This window comes from Brasilonema octagenarum UFV-OR1, assembly GCF_963888615.1.
Classification (GTDB): domain Bacteria; phylum Cyanobacteriota; class Cyanobacteriia; order Cyanobacteriales; family Nostocaceae; genus Brasilonema; species Brasilonema sennae.
In genome coordinates, this window is the sequence record NZ_CAWPKW010000337.1 from 1 (window position 1) to 15851 (window position 15851).

Annotated in this window: 13 protein-coding genes; 7 read left to right on the forward strand and 6 right to left on the reverse strand. The window is 41.8% G+C overall.

What is annotated here, in order from left to right; translation table 11 throughout:
* Nucleotides 1-229: 229 nt before the first annotated feature.
* Both AC5590_RS30555 and AC5590_RS30560 read left to right on the forward strand, forming a co-directional pair.
* Nucleotides 230-1072, forward strand: coding sequence for a lysophospholipid acyltransferase family protein (locus AC5590_RS30555; RefSeq protein ID WP_169267032.1), 843 nt, complete (start codon nt 230-232; stop codon nt 1070-1072).
* A gap of 397 nt (nt 1073-1469) precedes the next feature.
* A complete protein-coding gene (locus tag AC5590_RS30560; protein ID WP_169267033.1) occupies nt 1470-1664 on the forward strand; it encodes a hypothetical protein in 195 nt (64 codons plus the stop codon).
* 296 nt (nt 1665-1960) lie between these two features.
* On the opposite strand, the gene AC5590_RS30565 is transcribed toward AC5590_RS30560, so the two are convergent.
* Entirely contained in the window at nt 1961-3382 is a 1422-nt protein-coding gene (locus AC5590_RS30565; protein WP_169267034.1) for an NADP-dependent isocitrate dehydrogenase, read from the reverse strand.
* A gap of 437 nt (nt 3383-3819) precedes the next feature.
* On the opposite strand from AC5590_RS30565, the gene AC5590_RS30570 reads away from it, so the two are divergent.
* A complete protein-coding gene (locus AC5590_RS30570) occupies nt 3820-4533 on the forward strand; it encodes a GUN4 domain-containing protein (protein WP_169267035.1) in 714 nt (237 codons plus the stop codon).
* 162 nt (nt 4534-4695) lie between these two features.
* On the opposite strand, the gene mtnA is transcribed toward AC5590_RS30570, so the two are convergent.
* From mtnA to AC5590_RS30585, 3 genes are all read right to left on the reverse strand, one after another.
* A complete protein-coding gene (gene mtnA / locus AC5590_RS30575) occupies nt 4696-5757 on the reverse strand; it encodes an S-methyl-5-thioribose-1-phosphate isomerase (protein WP_169267036.1) in 1062 nt (353 codons plus the stop codon).
* A gap of 367 nt (nt 5758-6124) precedes the next feature.
* Nucleotides 6125-6820, reverse strand: coding sequence for an acyltransferase (locus tag AC5590_RS30580; RefSeq protein WP_169267037.1), 696 nt, complete (start codon nt 6818-6820; stop codon nt 6125-6127).
* A 656-nt stretch (nt 6821-7476) separates the two neighbouring features.
* Nucleotides 7477-7605, reverse strand: a complete 129-nt coding sequence (locus AC5590_RS30585) for a hypothetical protein (RefSeq protein ID WP_256379355.1) — start codon at nt 7603-7605, stop codon at nt 7477-7479.
* Between the two features lie 277 nt (nt 7606-7882).
* Here AC5590_RS30585 and AC5590_RS30590 point away from each other — a divergent pair, with 277 nt between their 5' ends.
* From AC5590_RS30590 to rsgA, 4 genes are all read left to right on the forward strand, one after another.
* Complete coding sequence (locus tag AC5590_RS30590; protein WP_169267038.1) at nt 7883-9523, forward strand: purple acid phosphatase family protein; 1641 nt, start codon at nt 7883-7885, stop codon at nt 9521-9523.
* Nucleotides 9524-9731: 208 nt separating this feature from the next.
* Nucleotides 9732-10586 carry a DUF72 domain-containing protein gene (locus tag AC5590_RS30595; protein WP_169267039.1) on the forward strand — a complete coding sequence of 285 codons (855 nt, stop codon included), beginning with the start codon at nt 9732-9734 and terminating at the stop codon, nt 10584-10586.
* A 147-nt stretch (nt 10587-10733) separates the two neighbouring features.
* A complete protein-coding gene (locus AC5590_RS30600) occupies nt 10734-11162 on the forward strand; it encodes a hypothetical protein (RefSeq protein ID WP_169267040.1) in 429 nt (142 codons plus the stop codon).
* 578 nt (nt 11163-11740) lie between these two features.
* Nucleotides 11741-12802 carry a ribosome small subunit-dependent GTPase A gene (rsgA, locus tag AC5590_RS30605; RefSeq protein ID WP_169267041.1) on the forward strand — a complete coding sequence of 354 codons (1062 nt, stop codon included), beginning with the start codon at nt 11741-11743 and terminating at the stop codon, nt 12800-12802.
* On the opposite strand, the gene AC5590_RS30610 is transcribed toward rsgA, so the two are convergent.
* Both AC5590_RS30610 and AC5590_RS30615 read right to left on the reverse strand, forming a co-directional pair.
* Complete coding sequence (locus AC5590_RS30610; protein WP_169267042.1) at nt 12799-13743, reverse strand: calcium-binding protein; 945 nt, start codon at nt 13741-13743, stop codon at nt 12799-12801. The genes rsgA and AC5590_RS30610 overlap by 4 nt on opposite strands.
* A gap of 634 nt (nt 13744-14377) precedes the next feature.
* Nucleotides 14378-15787, reverse strand: a complete 1410-nt coding sequence (locus tag AC5590_RS30615) for a serine/threonine protein kinase (RefSeq protein ID WP_169267043.1) — start codon at nt 15785-15787, stop codon at nt 14378-14380.
* Nucleotides 15788-15851: the final 64 nt, after the last annotated feature.

Below are 15851 nucleotides of genomic sequence, written 5' to 3' on the forward strand. Positions count from 1 at the left end.
AGAGACGCTGAGTCGCAAAGCGACACGCTGCGCGAACGCGAACGCGTAAGCGTGTCCCTTTGGGACTTACAAAGCAGCGTCTCGTAGATAAGCTATCGCGTCACTACCTAAATTTTGTTTAGAGGATATTCGATAATTTAATGATTTTTCGGAGAAGTCTATTTGCCTGACGATAAACTGCTGAACCACATCTTGTCCAGCGATAATATGTGTTAGTAAAAAACAATTTATGAGTAATCAAAATTCAACTACATCATTACCAGGTTGGACCATTACGACGCGAGAACCCGAATTTATTGAATCGTTAATGCCAATATGGGAATGGTTTTACCGCCACTACTTTCGAGTTCAAACTTCAGGTTGGCATCACATTCCAAAGGATGGAAAGGTTTTGCTGGTTGGTTCACACAATGGTGGGATGGCGTCTCCCGACTTACACATGATGGTGTACGATTGGTTCCGTCGCTTTGGCACGCAACGCTTAGTGTATGGTTTAATGCACCCTTCTGCGTGGAAAGTCAGTCCTTCCATCGCCAGCCTCGCACAAAAAGTGGGAGCCATCCCCGCACATCCAAAAATGGCAAGTGCCGCCTTTGACATCGGTGCAAGTGTCCTTGTTTATCCGGGAGGACAATACGATATGTTTCGTCCTCATAACCAGCGTTACAAGATTCAGTTTGCAGGTCATAAAGGATTTATCAAACTGGCATTAAAAAAGTCAGTACCAATCATTCCGGTTATCTCTGTAGGAGCACATGATACCTTAATTGTTTTGGGTGATTGCTACGAACAGGCAAAACAGTTAAATGAGTGGGGTGTCCCTTGGTTATACCAGATAGACCCAGGAGTATTTCCCATATATCTAGGTTTGCCTTGGGGTTTGGGTATTGGTCCGCTACCCAATTTTCCCTTACCCGTCCAAATTCACACCCGTGTCTGTGCTCCGATTGTTTTTGAACGTTATGGCACACAAGCGGCTCATGACCGTGAATATGTGGATGCTTGTTATGATTTAGTTTACATGCAAATGCAACGCGAATTGGATTTTTTAGTTAGGGATGTGGCGATGTAGTTGATTGGGTTATGTTGCAACCGCGCTAAGAATATTTTTGAAAGCCACAGGCGATCGCAAGGGAGCAAGAGAAGCGCCTGGGCGTATCCCAAATGAAAACCCTGCTATTCCCTATCCCCAGATTGGTGAAACCAACACCAGATGAACTAGAATCTTTAAGACAGAAAATCCGTGATCGCAAGAATACACGAAGCTACTCTAAACTTGATATATAAATGTATTAATGAACGTATGATGCCGCCAAAAGCGACAGTCAAAGTATTCACAAGCAGTTTGGTGCTTCTTGTGACTTGTGCCTGACTCAATTGGTTTTAGATCTCGTTATTATTAAAGTGCCAATATAGTGTAGATAAAACTTAACTCAAATTCTGACCAATTGGTTGTGGAGTTGTGCGCAATGGAATTACTCGTCTTTGGATTAGTGGTGGTTTATACAGGTGGTGCTTGGAAGTTCTTTAATGGATTTAACCGGACTAACTTCCAGCGAAATGTGCCCAATCGCCTAAAATTAGCTTTATTATGGCCAGCTTTGTTTGCCACAAGCAAATCTTATCGTCAAAACTTTAGAAAGGCTCTCAAAGGTCATAAATAACTTTTTTGTGTGAGTTGCCAGTGAGCCTTAGCTTGCAGGTTAGCGTAACGCACGAAAAATGTCTTGGGTGACAGATCTAATTGCCGATTTTCAAAATCTCGAAAGCTATGATCACTAGCGTTATTTTCTCTGCGTCCTCTGAGGTCAATTTTTAGCTAATATGCGGTTAGGAAAAGAGTAGCTTATAAGAGGAGGCTTGTGGCAGCTTATAGCCATATTAAGTACCTATGAAAAACTTAAACCCCCTCTCCATGAACGGAGAAGGGGCTAAAAAGCAAAATTTTACTAACTATCCCCTAACTAAAATGTTTAATGATTGCGTCCGCGAATTCAGAACACTTTAAGGGTTCGACTGGGGGTTCTAGCAACCTTGCTAAGTCGTAGGTAACTTGACTGTTAGCGATCGCATCGCCTAAGCCTTTCTTAATCAAATCAGCCGCTTCTTGCCAACCCATAAACTCCAGCATCATCACACCGGACAAAATAACTGAACCGGGGTTTATTTTGTCTAACCCTGCGTGTTTGGGTGCTGTACCGTGGGTGGCTTCAAAAATGGCACATGCATCGCCGATATTTGCCCCTGGTCCCATTCCCAGTCCGCCAACAATAGCAGCTGCTGCATCAGACAAGTAATCGCCATTCAAGTTCATTGTTGCCAGAATGGAATACTCATCGGGGCGAGTTTGAATTTGTTGGAAAATACTATCGGCAATGCGGTCATTGACCATTATTTTATCTTTCCACTTGCCATTACCGTGAGTTTCCCAAATTGAGTTAAGAACTGTTTCAACTTCCTTGACAATTTGAGCTTGCTTTTCTTTGGTCAGGGCGTTAAATCCAGGATCTATCATTTGGGCGTTTTCTTCTAAGGAGATATTGGCGTTCTTCTCCTTGTTACTCAAAATCCAAGATTCTCTTTCGGTAATGGTCTCATTGCGAAACTCGGTCGTTGCCAACTCGTAACCCCAATCGCGGAAAGCGCCTTCAGTGTACTTCATGATGTTGCCTTTGTGCACCAAAGTCACCTGTTGCTTATTTTTAGGGAGTTGCAAGGCGTGTTTGATGGCACGTCGTACCAAGCGCTGAGAACCCTTTTTGCTGATGGGTTTGATGCCAATGCCTGAGTCTAAAGGAATTCTCTTTTTACCGTGTTCTGGTGTTGCGGGAATAAGCTCGTTGTTGAGGATAGAAATCAGGCGAGCGCCAATTTCATCACCTTGTCGCCACTCAATCCCCAAATAAATATCTTCCGTATTTTCCCGGTAGACAATGACATCAAGTTTTTCTGGATTTTTATGAGGTGAGGGCGTACCTGCATAATAGCGGCAAGGACGTACGCAGGCATAGAGGTCAAAAATTTGCCGCAGTGCTACATTGAGAGACCGGATACCACCCCCGACAGGAGTTGTCAAAGGTCCTTTTATAGCAACACCATACTCTTTAATTGCCGTTTGAGTATCATGTGGTAAATACTGGTATGTACCGTATAATTCACAAGCTTCATCTCCGGCATAAATCTTAAACCAACTTATCTTCCGCTTACCCTTGTATGCCGTTTCCACTGCAGCATCAAGGACTTTCTCGGTAGCGGGCCAAATATCAATCCCCGTGCCGTCACCTCGAATAAAAGGGATAATCGGGTTGTCCGGAACAATTGGCTCTCCATTCTTGAAGGTAATTTTTGCTCCGGTTGTGGGCGGGGTAATTTTGTCGTACATCAAACACTCCTGATGGCTACGCTGCAACATAGTACCCTTTGGGGGATGAACTCAAAGGAGAAAAACTCATGTCTGGAAGGCTAGTAGATTTTGCTGTGTCTTGTTTTGATAGATGTGTGAAGTTTATGAGGCGCAGAGTTTTCTTTCCCCTGTTTGCATCGTGGGCACTCTTGCGTGGGATTTGTTCAAACCGTCGCTATTCTTTAAGCCTAGACGCTTTATTAGTATACTCTTTGAATATATAGCAAACCCAAATCAATTGTGAATTTATTCGTTAAAAGCGTTCTTATTTCGTAGTCACGGATAACCAAAGTAAAGTAATGAGTGGGCATTCTTTGCGATTTCCTGTAAACTACTCTTCGCTATCAGTGCAACGCCCGTCCACAAGACCTGATAGCCAGTAGCTTGTTCACCAACTGCATTCCGCGAGTAATAGCATGACAGACCCATTGATTGTATCAGGCACTCATAGTAACATCGACTCCCTCCGCCAACCGTTGGTCTCTGGGTCTACTAACACCCAACAGCAGGTGATCCCACAATTAGCTAACCTGGGAGATACAGGCTTAGATGTCCTGATGGAATTTTTATTTGGACGTAAAGAAAATCTTGCTACTTGGGTGGATGGAAAAGCATACCAGGTTCTTTATAATTCTGATTCATCCAAGGCAAAAGATTTTTTGCAAGCTTATTTCCCGAATGGGATTGTACCTCTGACATCAGAATGTGGCATTGATTACAGTTCTGTACAACAATTACTTGCAGCTTCTGACTTTCAAGCAGCCGATCGCATGACTCTACAAAAAATGTGTGAACTTACAGGAGGCGCAGCGGTGCAAAGAAAATGGTTATATTTTACTGAAGTCGGAAATTTCCCAGCCACTGACTTAAAGACCATCAACAGCCTGTGGTTAGTCCACTCGGAAGGAAAGTTTGGCTTTACCGTACAGCGAGAAATTTGGTTGAGTCTGGGTAAAAACTGGGAGAATCTTTGGGAAAAAATTGGTTGGAAAAAAGGCAATAACTGGACGCGTTACCCTAACGAGTTCACTTGGGATCTAAGCGCTCCGAGAGGTCATCTACCTTTATCCAACCAACTACGTGGAGTGCGAGTGATTGCTTCTTTACTATCTCACCCTGCTTGGAATTAGTCATTAGTCCTTATTTATTAGTTACAAGGGACAAAAAAGTCAAAGGAGTCAGAATGCAGAATACAGAACTCAGAATGATTACATCTACAAGGACACACAGTTTGAGCTTTGTTATAGTTATTCTGAGTTCTGGTTTTGAGTTCTCCTTAAGGGCAATTGCACTTAAGCAAATTGCTTGATTCGGGATTTTGTTAATTCCCCTGGAGCAAACACCCCATTTTCTGTGATGATTCCTGTAATCAACTGGGCTGGTGTGACATCAAAAGCTGGGTTATAAAATTCTGCCCCAGTTGGTGTAATAATAGTGTCGCCAATTTGGTAGATTTCCTCTGGATTACGCTCCTCAATTGGAATTTCATTACCGTGGGATAAAGAAAAATCAACGGTGGAAAGGGGTGCAGCAACATAGAAAGGAATGTTATGTGCTTTAGCAACGAGTGCTAAACTATACGTACCAATTTTGTTTGCGGTGTCTCCGTTAGCAGCAATTCTATCAGCACCAACAACAACGATATCAATCAAACCCTCCTTCATGCAGTGAGCTGCCATACTGTCAGTAATGAGCGTAACGGGGATGCCTTCTTGGACACATTCCCATGCCGTCAGTTTTGCACCTTGCAAGCGAGGACGAGTTTCGTCCGCGAACACCCGCGCTAAACGCCCTTCTCGAAAAGCAGAACGCACGACACCCAAAGCAGTTCCGTAACCTGCGGTTGCTAATGCTCCAGCGTTACAATGGGTTAGAATTGTGAGTTTTTCTGGAGTTTGAGGTAAGACTTTCAAGCCATTGTCGCCAATCGCATAGCAGGTTTGCAAATCTTCCGCGTTGATAGATCGGGCTGTATTCAGTAGGGTTTGTTTAATGTCTTCTACTGTTCCAAAAGTTTCGTAGGCGGTTTTCAGCATTCGTGAAATTGCCCAAAATAAATTGACTGCTGTCGGACGAGTGGTACGTAGCAGTTGGGCTACTTTGTCCAATTGGTTCAAAAATTGATTGCGATCGCTAGTTTCAATTTCCCGTGCCCCAAGATACATTCCATATGCTGCAGCCACGCCAATTGCAGGTGCACCTCGTACAATCATAGTTTTAATTGCCTGCGCCATATCTGAGCAGCGATGGATTTCTACAAAAGCATACTCGTTAGGTAAACGGGTTTGGTCAATCAGTGAGACCGAGTTGTTATGCCAAATAACGGGATAAACCTGGTTTGTGGAAGAGTTCATGGAATTTAACGTAATGAATTTTTTCAAATTGTAACGTTAGAAATTCTACAGGTTATACCATATTTTTGTATCTGTACATCTCTGGGGTTTTCAGGTGGAACCCTTGTAAATGGGTAAACCCTGAAGAAAGGAATTCTTTAGAAAACAGCTTACTTTAGGCTAAAATCCTATATTTTGAGCTTTCGGCGATGGGAGTTATAATGTTTATATTAAAATATATAGAATTTTGTTAAAAAAATCACATATTTTTTTTCAAAAATTAACTATTTTGTCATCAATTGATAACAATGCCACTTCATTTTAGACAATGAATACTTGACTATCAAGTTTTGCAATTAACAAAAAGCCTGATAGTCGCTCCTATTTTTTACTCTGTGATATTGAGCAATTGTTTGCGGGTGCGGCTTTTAATCACTTTCGCCGGGACTCCCACAGCAACTGAGAACGGAGGAATATCTTTGGTTACAACTGCTCCTGCACCAATAACACTACCCTCACCGATAGTGACTCCGTCTAAGACTACGACACCATGTCCTAGCCAGCAGTCATCCTCTATCACAATTCCTTTGCAGGTAATACCTTGATATTTAATTGGCTCAATGGGGTCTACAAAATTATGATTATTTGCATATATTCCAGCATTTGCTGCGATCAGACACCGTTTACCTATTTTAATGTCTCCAGGTCCAGCGATACAAACGCCAGGACCAATGAAGGTCTCTTGATCAATCTCTATATATGAATCCTCCAAACACCCAATACTAACATTACGCTCAATGGCTACTTTATCGTTTAAATATATTCTATTGTTTTCGTGTCCTCGTGCATCTATACGAGCACCTTTAAAAAGAAACACTCCATCACCTACTTCAATACAAGAAGCTTTTATAAATTCAACACCCTCTTGAATAAAAACTGTTTTACCCATACGGGCAAAAAGACTTCGGTAGAGTATATTACGCAATTTTGGACCTAAAAGAATTGTGGGTAGAGCGCCTACTAAACTAAGAAATAAAAGTTCTTGAAAGCGCTGTGATTTTGAGAATAATTGCTCTATCTTCATAATAAATACATTATCCTTGTGTAAAGTTTATTGACAAGTATTGAGTTGGCATGGTGTGATTGAAAACCGTATTTCCTGACTTTGCGTTTCCACTCTTAGTGATAATTTATCATTGCATTGAGCAAATTGAGAGGTACATGAAAAACTCCTCATACTTGCTTCATATTTGAATTTGAGTTATGTGGAAACTCTTGAGTACAGGTACTGTAAAATACTCAAGTTAGATGCACAATATATACTTTTTTGGCGCTACACAATTTATGTTGTGTAGATTTACAAGACCAACTTGTAATAGTTTTATATTAGGTAGATAAACAAGTAGTATTTTCTCTGAGTTAGTTCAAAAGCCTTACATTAACTTTGTGGAAGTATAAACCATCAAACCGTCTAAATAGGCTAATGTTTTCTTTCTCAGAGAATGTAAAAATAAGGATTTTTACATCATTCCCCATAGAATTATTTTCTTTGAGGTTAGTTCCTGCTGATAACTGGTAATTTTTACCTAAGAACTACAGTTAAATCAACTGTTTCTTCAACACAACTTTTTCCTGCTATTTCCCACCTGTAGGATAAATTGATTTTCCACTTACCTACGTAAAAATACAATTGTTGTTGAATTTCTCTTGGTATTTTTATTCAAGTGCAACTAATAAATATTAAGGTGGAGTGTCTCCAACTTCTGCCATGACGTTAAAATTAACCATCGGTGCAAACAAGTAAGCACTTCCGCGATTACTATAACGGCTTTGCTGAAGCCAGTTTTTGGAGTGTGCTACTTTTCTCATGTTGCACGCAGATAATTTACTCACTAACTAGATGACGCTTGTAATGATACGGCTTTTTCTCAACCACCTCATTTATAAATTTATGATCTGCCGAATAGCATCAGACCACAGACGTATATTAAAACAGTGAACAGTGAACAGTAAACAAGGGGTGGACGAGTCCGTTTCCTACCAGATAACTGATAACTGATAACAAGTTGATTGTAAACTCAATGCTTAACCTAACTTTCACTTAGATCGCTTAACCTGATAAACGTGTGTTTATCTGAGCAAACATATGACATCACCACCACAGTTACTGACCGATCCGTTTGTGCAACTACCTACAGCAACTTCAGTGCGAGTCGTGTGGTTTACCGAGTTTGCTGGTTATGGACACATAGTTACCTACGGTGAGAATTTAGCACAAACTGCTATTGCCACAACTACCCAACTCAGGCGCACACGCGAAGACCAAAATTCACGCTTAGAAAACCAAACTCAAGACGGACAGGTTTATCAACATCCTGTCCAGCGTGATATTTGGCGACACGAGGCTGAGATTACTAATTTGACTCGTGACACGCGAGTTTCTTACCGTGTCACGAGTGTGCGGGAAGATGGCGAAAGCGTTAGTAGCAATATGTTTACCCTTGCATCCAAACCTAGTCCTGGTAAACCACTGAAAATTCTGCTAACTTCTGACCATCAAATCAAGCCAATGGTTGCAGCCAATTTGCAAAAGGTGGTGGAGACAGTTGGACGAGTCGATGCGGTTTGGTTCGCTGGTGATTTGGTCAATACTCCTGATCGCGCCTCAGAATGGTTTGATGATCATCGTGGCGGTGCTTTCTTTCCTTGTTTGCAAGGTCGTGCTAACTATGAAATGAACAGCAACGGAGTCAAGACAATCTATACAGGCGGTGAAATCATTCAATATGCGCCGATGTTTACTTGCATTGGTAACCATGAGATTATGGGACGTCGTGATCATGGAAGTCTAGATGATGAATTTGATGCTACGATTCCTCGTACAGTTGCTCTTAAGTTGTATGGACAAGAATCCTTAAAAGATAATTCTTTTAATACTGATACTTATGAAGAGATTTTCACTTTACCACAAAGTCAGGAAGGTGGAAAAACTTACTACGCAGTCAGCTTTGGTGATGTACGTTTGGTCGTACTGTATGCGACAAATATGTGGCGGACTCCTAACTTGGATGCAGAGGCTAGAGGTAGATATCGAGAACGGGAAAAAGACTTCAATACCCCAGAGAATTGGGGTTACGGACAACATATTTATGAACCAATTGCCAAAGGCAGTACGCAGTACAATTGGCTAGTGCAAGAACTCAACACTCCTGAGTTTCAGCAAGCAAAGTACAAGGTGGTGATGTTACATCATCCGCCCCATACATTGGGTGGTAACATAGTCCCAGCATATACAAATCCTGTACAAATTATCGAACGCGATGTTGATGGCGACATCAAGGCAATCCGTTACGAGTACCCCAAAGATGCAGATTACCTGATCCGTGATGTTGTGCCTTTACTTGAAGCAGCGGGTGTGCAGTTAGTATTTTATGGGCATTCTCATTTGTGGAATCGCTTTTGTAGTCAGTCGGGAATGCACTTTTTAGAAACCTCTAATGTTGGTAACTCTTACGGTGCTGCTTGGGGTGACAACAAGCGAGAAGTGCCTGTTGGTTATAAAGAGGATTACACTGAACTTGGTGATCCATATGGTTTAGAACCTGTGGTGCCTACAATTGTCCCGTTGTTAGGCGAGGATGGTAAACCAATGCCTTACATTGCAAGTAATGACATCACAGTGTTTAGTATCTTTGATACAGGTACGGCTACAGTGAGTAGCTATCGTTTTGATGTACGTAAACCGGATTCAGAGGTTATGAAGTTTGATGAGTTTCGGTTGAAATAAGGAACATTCCACGATGGCGATCGCCTGGTAGCATCGTATGCAAATGATTTTTCTGTACTAAGTGCGATAAGCCGGAGGACTTCGGCGTGAGCGCTCAGTCGAAGGTTTGACGCTACGCGTATCGCCATCGCCCAGAACTAGTACTCGATATTAAGTATTCAAACAACTATAGTGGATATAACTACAATCGACTTTTTTTAAATAATTTGTGAACTTTTTCATTGGTTGCGCTGTTTGGTCATATAAAGGTTGGATAGGCGAACTTTACCCTCAAGGGACTCGCCAAAGTGATTTTTTGCAACTCTACAGCCGACGCTTCACGACTGTAGAGGGTAACACCACGTTCTACGCTGTGCCTAATCAAGAGACAGTCACTCGTTGGGCGACACAAACACCCGAAAATTTTGAATTTTGTCTCAAATTACCGCGAGATATTACCCACAATGGAAGATTGCAACCTCATATTCCTGACACTTTAAAATTTTTGGAAGGGATGCGTCCTTTAGGTAAACGTCTTGGACCAGTTTTTGCTCAGTTACACCCCAGTTATGCCCCTACACTGATTGATGATCTAAGCGCATTTTTGGAAGCTTTGCAGCAAACCGGCGTTCGTTTGGCGTTAGAAGTTCGGCATCAAGACTGGTTTACTGAACCATTAGCTAGTGAGTTGACAGCACTTTTAGAAAGGCTTGGTGTTGGTAGGGTACTGCTAGACTCACGTCCTATCTACACTGGAGATGATGATCCACAACTACAATCTGAACGTCGTAAACCCAAAGTTCCTGTACAATTTAGCGTGACAGCGCCTTTTAGTTTGATTCGCTTTATTTCTCATCCCAACTTACCAGTGAATCAGCCTTTTATGGAAGAGTGGGTGACTCAGATTAAGCAGTGGTTGCAGCAGGGAAGGCAAATTTATTTTTTTGTTCATTGTCCTGTGGAAGAGCGATCGCCTACTACAGCACGTCATTTTCAAAAGTTATTGGAACACAGTGGTGCAACAGTTCCTCCTCTTCCTTGGAATATCCTGGAAAATCCCCCGAATCAACTCAGTTTGTGGTGAACGTACTGTGGTAATTTGAGTAGAAGAGCCAAAGGAGGGTTATACCAATTCAAAATTCAAAATTCAAAGTTCAAAATGAAGAAACCCAGACAGAACATGGGTTTGAGAATGTATATCTGTCATATCCTTTTGTAAAATTGGTATTATATGAGTCGTCTTTTTTATGAGAATTCCGTTTCATATAAAGGTTATCTCATCATTCCGTTTGTCTTTGGTATAATTGATAGTCACGAGATTTCTTCCTATAAACTCTTATCAGAAGTTGCGAATCAAAGTCAATTTCACAAAGCAGAAAATCCAGCCGAAATCTATGGCAGTAGTATAGAGAATATTATTAATATTGCCAAAGAACATATTGACGAATATTCAGATTTTATCAGTGATCGCGATAGTTTTAAATTTCGCTACGTTTATCGCAACAACTTAATTATCGTCTTTCAAGAGGCTGGAAGATATTTTTATGATCATTATCCTCCAGACTCACTGAATAATATTGCAGCACCAAAGTTATTCTCATCAGAATACGATTGCTTGAGTTGGATTAAACAAGGTATGGATGGATTGCACACACGCTAAACTTATATTTTGCACCGGATAAAATAAATGTCACAGTTATTACATATTATTTGATTCCGTTCTCGTCCGCCTAGGACTGTAAGTCCCCGGCTCATAGGCTAAGTCCATTAAAATGGACTGGAACCAGATATGATTTTTGAGTAAATTTAAACACTATTTAATATATAGCGCTTTGATATGAATAGACCACAAATCGTAGGGTGGGCATTGCTCAGAAAAGATATCTAATGGACATTTGAGATCTTAGTGAGCAATGCCCACCTTACAAAAAACCACTGTAAGCATTGGTGGTTTACAAAGTAATGGTGCAAGATATCAGTAAAGATAAAATGGCTCTTCACGAGTTTTGCCCTAGTTATCCGGAATTAGCAAGGGCGCAAGTGTTAGTATCTTTAACAAGCGCGTAAGGAGAAAGAACGATGACTGTATTGTTAGCCGTCAAGGTGAGCTTGACTATCCCAAATCATCGAACACAAGGCGCAGAGATTATCGTTCAGTCCTTTGTATCGTAGGAATGAAACTCAAAAATCCTCTGTGCGCCTTGTGCAAAACAAGTAGCACACATTGAGGAAATTTAAATGAATTTAGATTCTTTGGGCTGGAGCAATTTTTTTGCTAACAGCTTTGAACCCTATCGCCAAGAAGGATTTATTGTTGGTAGGGTAGCCATTGAACATAGAAAGACATACATCCTTTACAGCGAATATGGAGAACTGTCAGCAGAAGTGACAGGTAAACTGCGGTATCAGGCTTCCCAAACCAAACATTTTCCTGCAGTAGGGGATTGGGTTGTTATCCGTGCAAGAGATTCCGAAAAGCAAGCAACTATCCACGAGATTTTGCCCAGGAAAAGCAAATTTTCCCGCAAAATAGCAGGTGCGAAAACAGAAGAACAAATCGTTGCAACTAACGTTGATACTGTTTTCTTAGTCTCTGGATTAGATGGAGATTTCAACCCCAGAAGAATTGAGCGCTATCTTATTCTGGCTTGGGATAGCGGTGCAAATCCGGTGATTGTCTTAAATAAGGCGGACTTGTGTGACAGTGTTGAAAAGTGTTTGGCGCAAGTGGAGGCGATTGCCTACGGCATACCCATCGTAGTTTTAAGCGCTACCAACCATCAAGGATTCAATGCCTTAAAGCCACACCTCCAACCTGGACAAACGGTTGCTTTATTAGGATCGTCTGGCGTTGGCAAATCTACCATCACTAATCAACTCATCGGAACAGCTGTTCAAACTGTTCAATCAGTGCGACACAGTGATGACCGAGGTAAACACACAACTACTCATCGAGAGTTAATTGTACTGCCAACGGGTGGCTTAATTATGGATACCCCAGGAATGAGGGAAATCCAAATTTGGGCGGGTGACGAAAGTTTACAGGAAACATTTGCAGATATTGAAACACTAGCACAGCAGTGTCACTTCCGAAATTGCCAGCACAACTGTGAACCTGGTTGCACAGTACAGCAGGCGTTGGACGAAGGTAGACTCGACTACCAAAGATTTCTAAACTACCAAAAGCTGCAAAAGGAACTCAACTATCTTGCCCGTAAACAAGATGAAAGACTCAACTTAGCTGAAAAAGAAAAATGGAAGAAAATTCATAAGGCTATGCGAAATCACAACAAGCGTTAGATAAATCTGAAGTAGCTACTGTCAAGACTCAAATCTGAAACACCTGGTACAATTGCAATCAGTTCATTCAATTGACTATCAGGTTTTTTCAGGTTGATAGTTATTCCATTTGGTAAGCCAGCAGGAGATGATCCCAAGATATAGTCAGATGCTGTTCCTACAAGCTGGATTATATCCTCATTTGGGTTAAAGTCAGCAATCAGAGCGTAGTCCTTCTCCCCAGTGGTGAATTTGTTACCGTCATCATAGTAAACCGAGAAGGTACCAGCAGCATTCCGCCCTCCAAGGTTGAATGTATCTCTCCCTTCCCCTCCAATGAGGGTATCTATTTCATTGACTCCATAGCTACCACCAGAACTACCACTCGGTATGTATCCAGCGCCAGTGAGAATATCATTCCCTTTTCCACCGACAAGAATATCATTCCCGCGTCCACTGTTGAGAATATCATTTCCATTACCACCTAAAAGGATATCATTGCCACCGCCATCCTTGTAACTTCCATCGTATAAGATGTCATTTCCATTACCACCAATCAGGATATCATTGCCGAACCCACCATCTAATCTGTCGTTACCGTCGCCGCCATCTAAATAGTCATCACCAGACAAACCTATAATTCGATCATTGCCATCACCACCAAACAGGAAATCCTTACCCAGTGAGCCAAATAACTGGTCGTCGCCTTTACCCCCATACAGTAAATTTACGCTCTTTGAGTCTCCTCCGTAACCTGGGGCATATGGTACTTTGCTAAGTCCAGCATATAGAATATCGTTACCGTCATTGCCTATAAGTAGGTCGTTACCCTCTTTACCTTCCAAAAAGTCGTCACCAGCAAGACCGATCAAAACGTCGTTTCCTAAATTACCATAAATGAAATCATTGTCTTGCGTTCCCTTTAAATAATCGTTCCCTGTTGCACCGTTGATAACTACCATAGAACACCTTTTCTAGGAATCAGTTGGAGTGGTGATGCTTATAAAGCTGTTTTATTATATATGTAACAAATAATACATGCAAATCACATGTCTTTATTTTTGTTACGAAAACAATCCTTGGTGCTTATCCAGAGTGACGAAAAAAGGGTGGAATTTGACAAGTCTTTCAAACATCGCATAGCAGCAAGTTCCTGTGTCGTTATTTTCCCTTACATTTCTATTCATAGCGCAGATATTGTGGAGTGATCTGCTGACAGGGTGACACAGAAAATTATACTAATTTGAAAAAAGAATGCGACAGATGGATTGTTGAAACTCTTAAGAGCAATCAATCGCTTGGTGTTGAACCAGAAGCCTAATATTTTTGGACTGTGGTTTATATCAAGTTCGCTTAATTGCTTATAAATCCCGAAGAACCCCACCCCGGTTTTGTCTGACGCCAAAACCTCCCCTCCCCTTGCTAAGGGGAGGGGATTGAGGGGAGGGGTTCGGTGCAGCTTGGTAATGATAAGTCTTTAACCGAACCTGATATTACAGGTGCGTAGACGCTTTCTCGGCTTGTCGCTACTGCATCGCTTCTCCAGTCGATACAACAGCTACAAAATGTTTTGCCAGTTAGCTTCAGATGATAAAACTATGAACCTGTATGAAAAATCCTATGTCCTAACCATCCCAAACTCAAGCCTAGATTAGAAGTGCCAGCCAAAATCAGAAAGGTATGAATCTTGCTAAAGGATTCTTGTAATTTTCTTGCAATCGAAGCCACAAACCAAGCCCAAACCACAACCCAAAACAAAGTCCTAGCCCAAAACAAAGTCCCAGCAACAGCCACAGCCCAAACCCAAGCAGCCCAAGTCAAAGTCACAGCAACAGCCACAGCCCACCAAACAAAAGCCCAAACAAAAGCCCAAGTACAAACCACCCAAAATAACGGAGCCTTAGAGAGAAAGAAAGCCAAGCAGTAGCCTATAAATATGTAAATAAACAATATACCAACCAACCTTACCCAAGGAATAATTCTAGGTGATTTAGTAGCTGGTTTTGACTTTGACTCGTCGAATTGGCGACGAACTACTTCTGTTTTATGAACTGGCTCATACCAAGTTACGTTCTGTTGTAGTAGCGCTTTAGGGGAGATTGCTTCGTTCCACTTCGTTTCACTCGCAATGACAGGTGATACCTTTGATTGCAACTTGATATCAACTAAAGGTGGAGGCACTGCTTTTGGTGCTTTTAGCATTGTCAACCATGCCTGCATTGACTGAGGGCGGTCGTTTGCCTCCAGCGCCATACCCTTGAGAATTGCTTGATTTAATTGATCGCTAATGCTTGGATTAATTTGTTTAGGTGATTTTAGAGAAGCATTATCGAGCTTGCGAGCCAAAGAGGTTGTTGGACGCTGACCTGTCACTGCATAATAGAGTGTAGCAGCCAGACAGTAAACATCGACAGTTGGCTCCCGACTACCTCTGACCTTCTGCTCATATGGCGCAAAGGCTTCATGACCATGCTTGTTAGTTGAACTAATAGTTGAGGGAACTACTTGTTTGGCAATTCCAAAGTCAATTAAAACCGCTCTGCCATTTCTCTGCAACATGATATTTCCAGGGTGGGCATCTCGGTGTACTAACCCTGCTTGATGCACTACGCTCAAAGCTTCCCCAATTTGGCAGATGCAAGGTAAGATCTCCGCTTCTGTTAAAGCTCCTCTACGCCTCACCGCTTCAAACAAATTTTCTCCCTCAACAAATTCCATTACCAAGCAGTGGATTGCACCTTCCTTAAACAGCTCAATCACTCCCACAATGTGAGGATGGGAGTCTTGAGATAAGCGTGCCAGTGTCCGCCCTTCTTTGATAAATCGCTCTATGTACTTGTGATACTCAGGATCATGGCTAAGATGTTCATTGGGTGTTTTAATAACAACCGTCTGGTTTAGATCAGCATGCAATGCCTTATAAGTAATCCCGAATCCCCCGTGTCCCAGGATTTTTTCAATGACATATTTGCCACCCTGCAAGCGTTGTCCTGCTGTCCAAGGCATGAACACCTCTAAGTCTGAAAAAATACTTAAAAAATTACTTTAATGCCAGCACCCTGATGAAAGT

What these genes read in the sequence shown, in the direction of transcription:
- AC5590_RS30555 (WP_169267032.1), top strand. Translation starts at nt 230, where the DNA reads ATGAGTAATCAAAATTCAACTACATCATTACCAGGTTGGACCATTACG.
- AC5590_RS30560 (WP_169267033.1), top strand. Translation starts at nt 1,470, where the DNA reads ATGGAATTACTCGTCTTTGGATTAGTGGTGGTTTATACAGGTGGTGCT.
- AC5590_RS30565 (WP_169267034.1), bottom strand. Translation starts at nt 3,382, where the DNA reads ATGTACGACAAAATTACCCCGCCCACAACCGGAGCAAAAATTACCTTC.
- AC5590_RS30570 (WP_169267035.1), top strand. Translation starts at nt 3,820, where the DNA reads ATGACAGACCCATTGATTGTATCAGGCACTCATAGTAACATCGACTCC.
- mtnA (WP_169267036.1), bottom strand. Translation starts at nt 5,757, where the DNA reads ATGAACTCTTCCACAAACCAGGTTTATCCCGTTATTTGGCATAACAAC.
- AC5590_RS30580 (WP_169267037.1), bottom strand. Translation starts at nt 6,820, where the DNA reads ATGAAGATAGAGCAATTATTCTCAAAATCACAGCGCTTTCAAGAACTT.
- AC5590_RS30585 (WP_256379355.1), bottom strand. Translation starts at nt 7,605, where the DNA reads ATGAGAAAAGTAGCACACTCCAAAAACTGGCTTCAGCAAAGCCGTTAT.
- AC5590_RS30590 (WP_169267038.1), top strand. Translation starts at nt 7,883, where the DNA reads ATGACATCACCACCACAGTTACTGACCGATCCGTTTGTGCAACTACCT.
- AC5590_RS30600 (WP_169267040.1), top strand. Translation starts at nt 10,734, where the DNA reads ATGAGTCGTCTTTTTTATGAGAATTCCGTTTCATATAAAGGTTATCTC.
- rsgA (WP_169267041.1), top strand. Translation starts at nt 11,741, where the DNA reads ATGAATTTAGATTCTTTGGGCTGGAGCAATTTTTTTGCTAACAGCTTT.
- AC5590_RS30610 (WP_169267042.1), bottom strand. Translation starts at nt 13,743, where the DNA reads ATGGTAGTTATCAACGGTGCAACAGGGAACGATTATTTAAAGGGAACG.
- AC5590_RS30615 (WP_169267043.1), bottom strand. Translation starts at nt 15,787, where the DNA reads ATGCCTTGGACAGCAGGACAACGCTTGCAGGGTGGCAAATATGTCATT.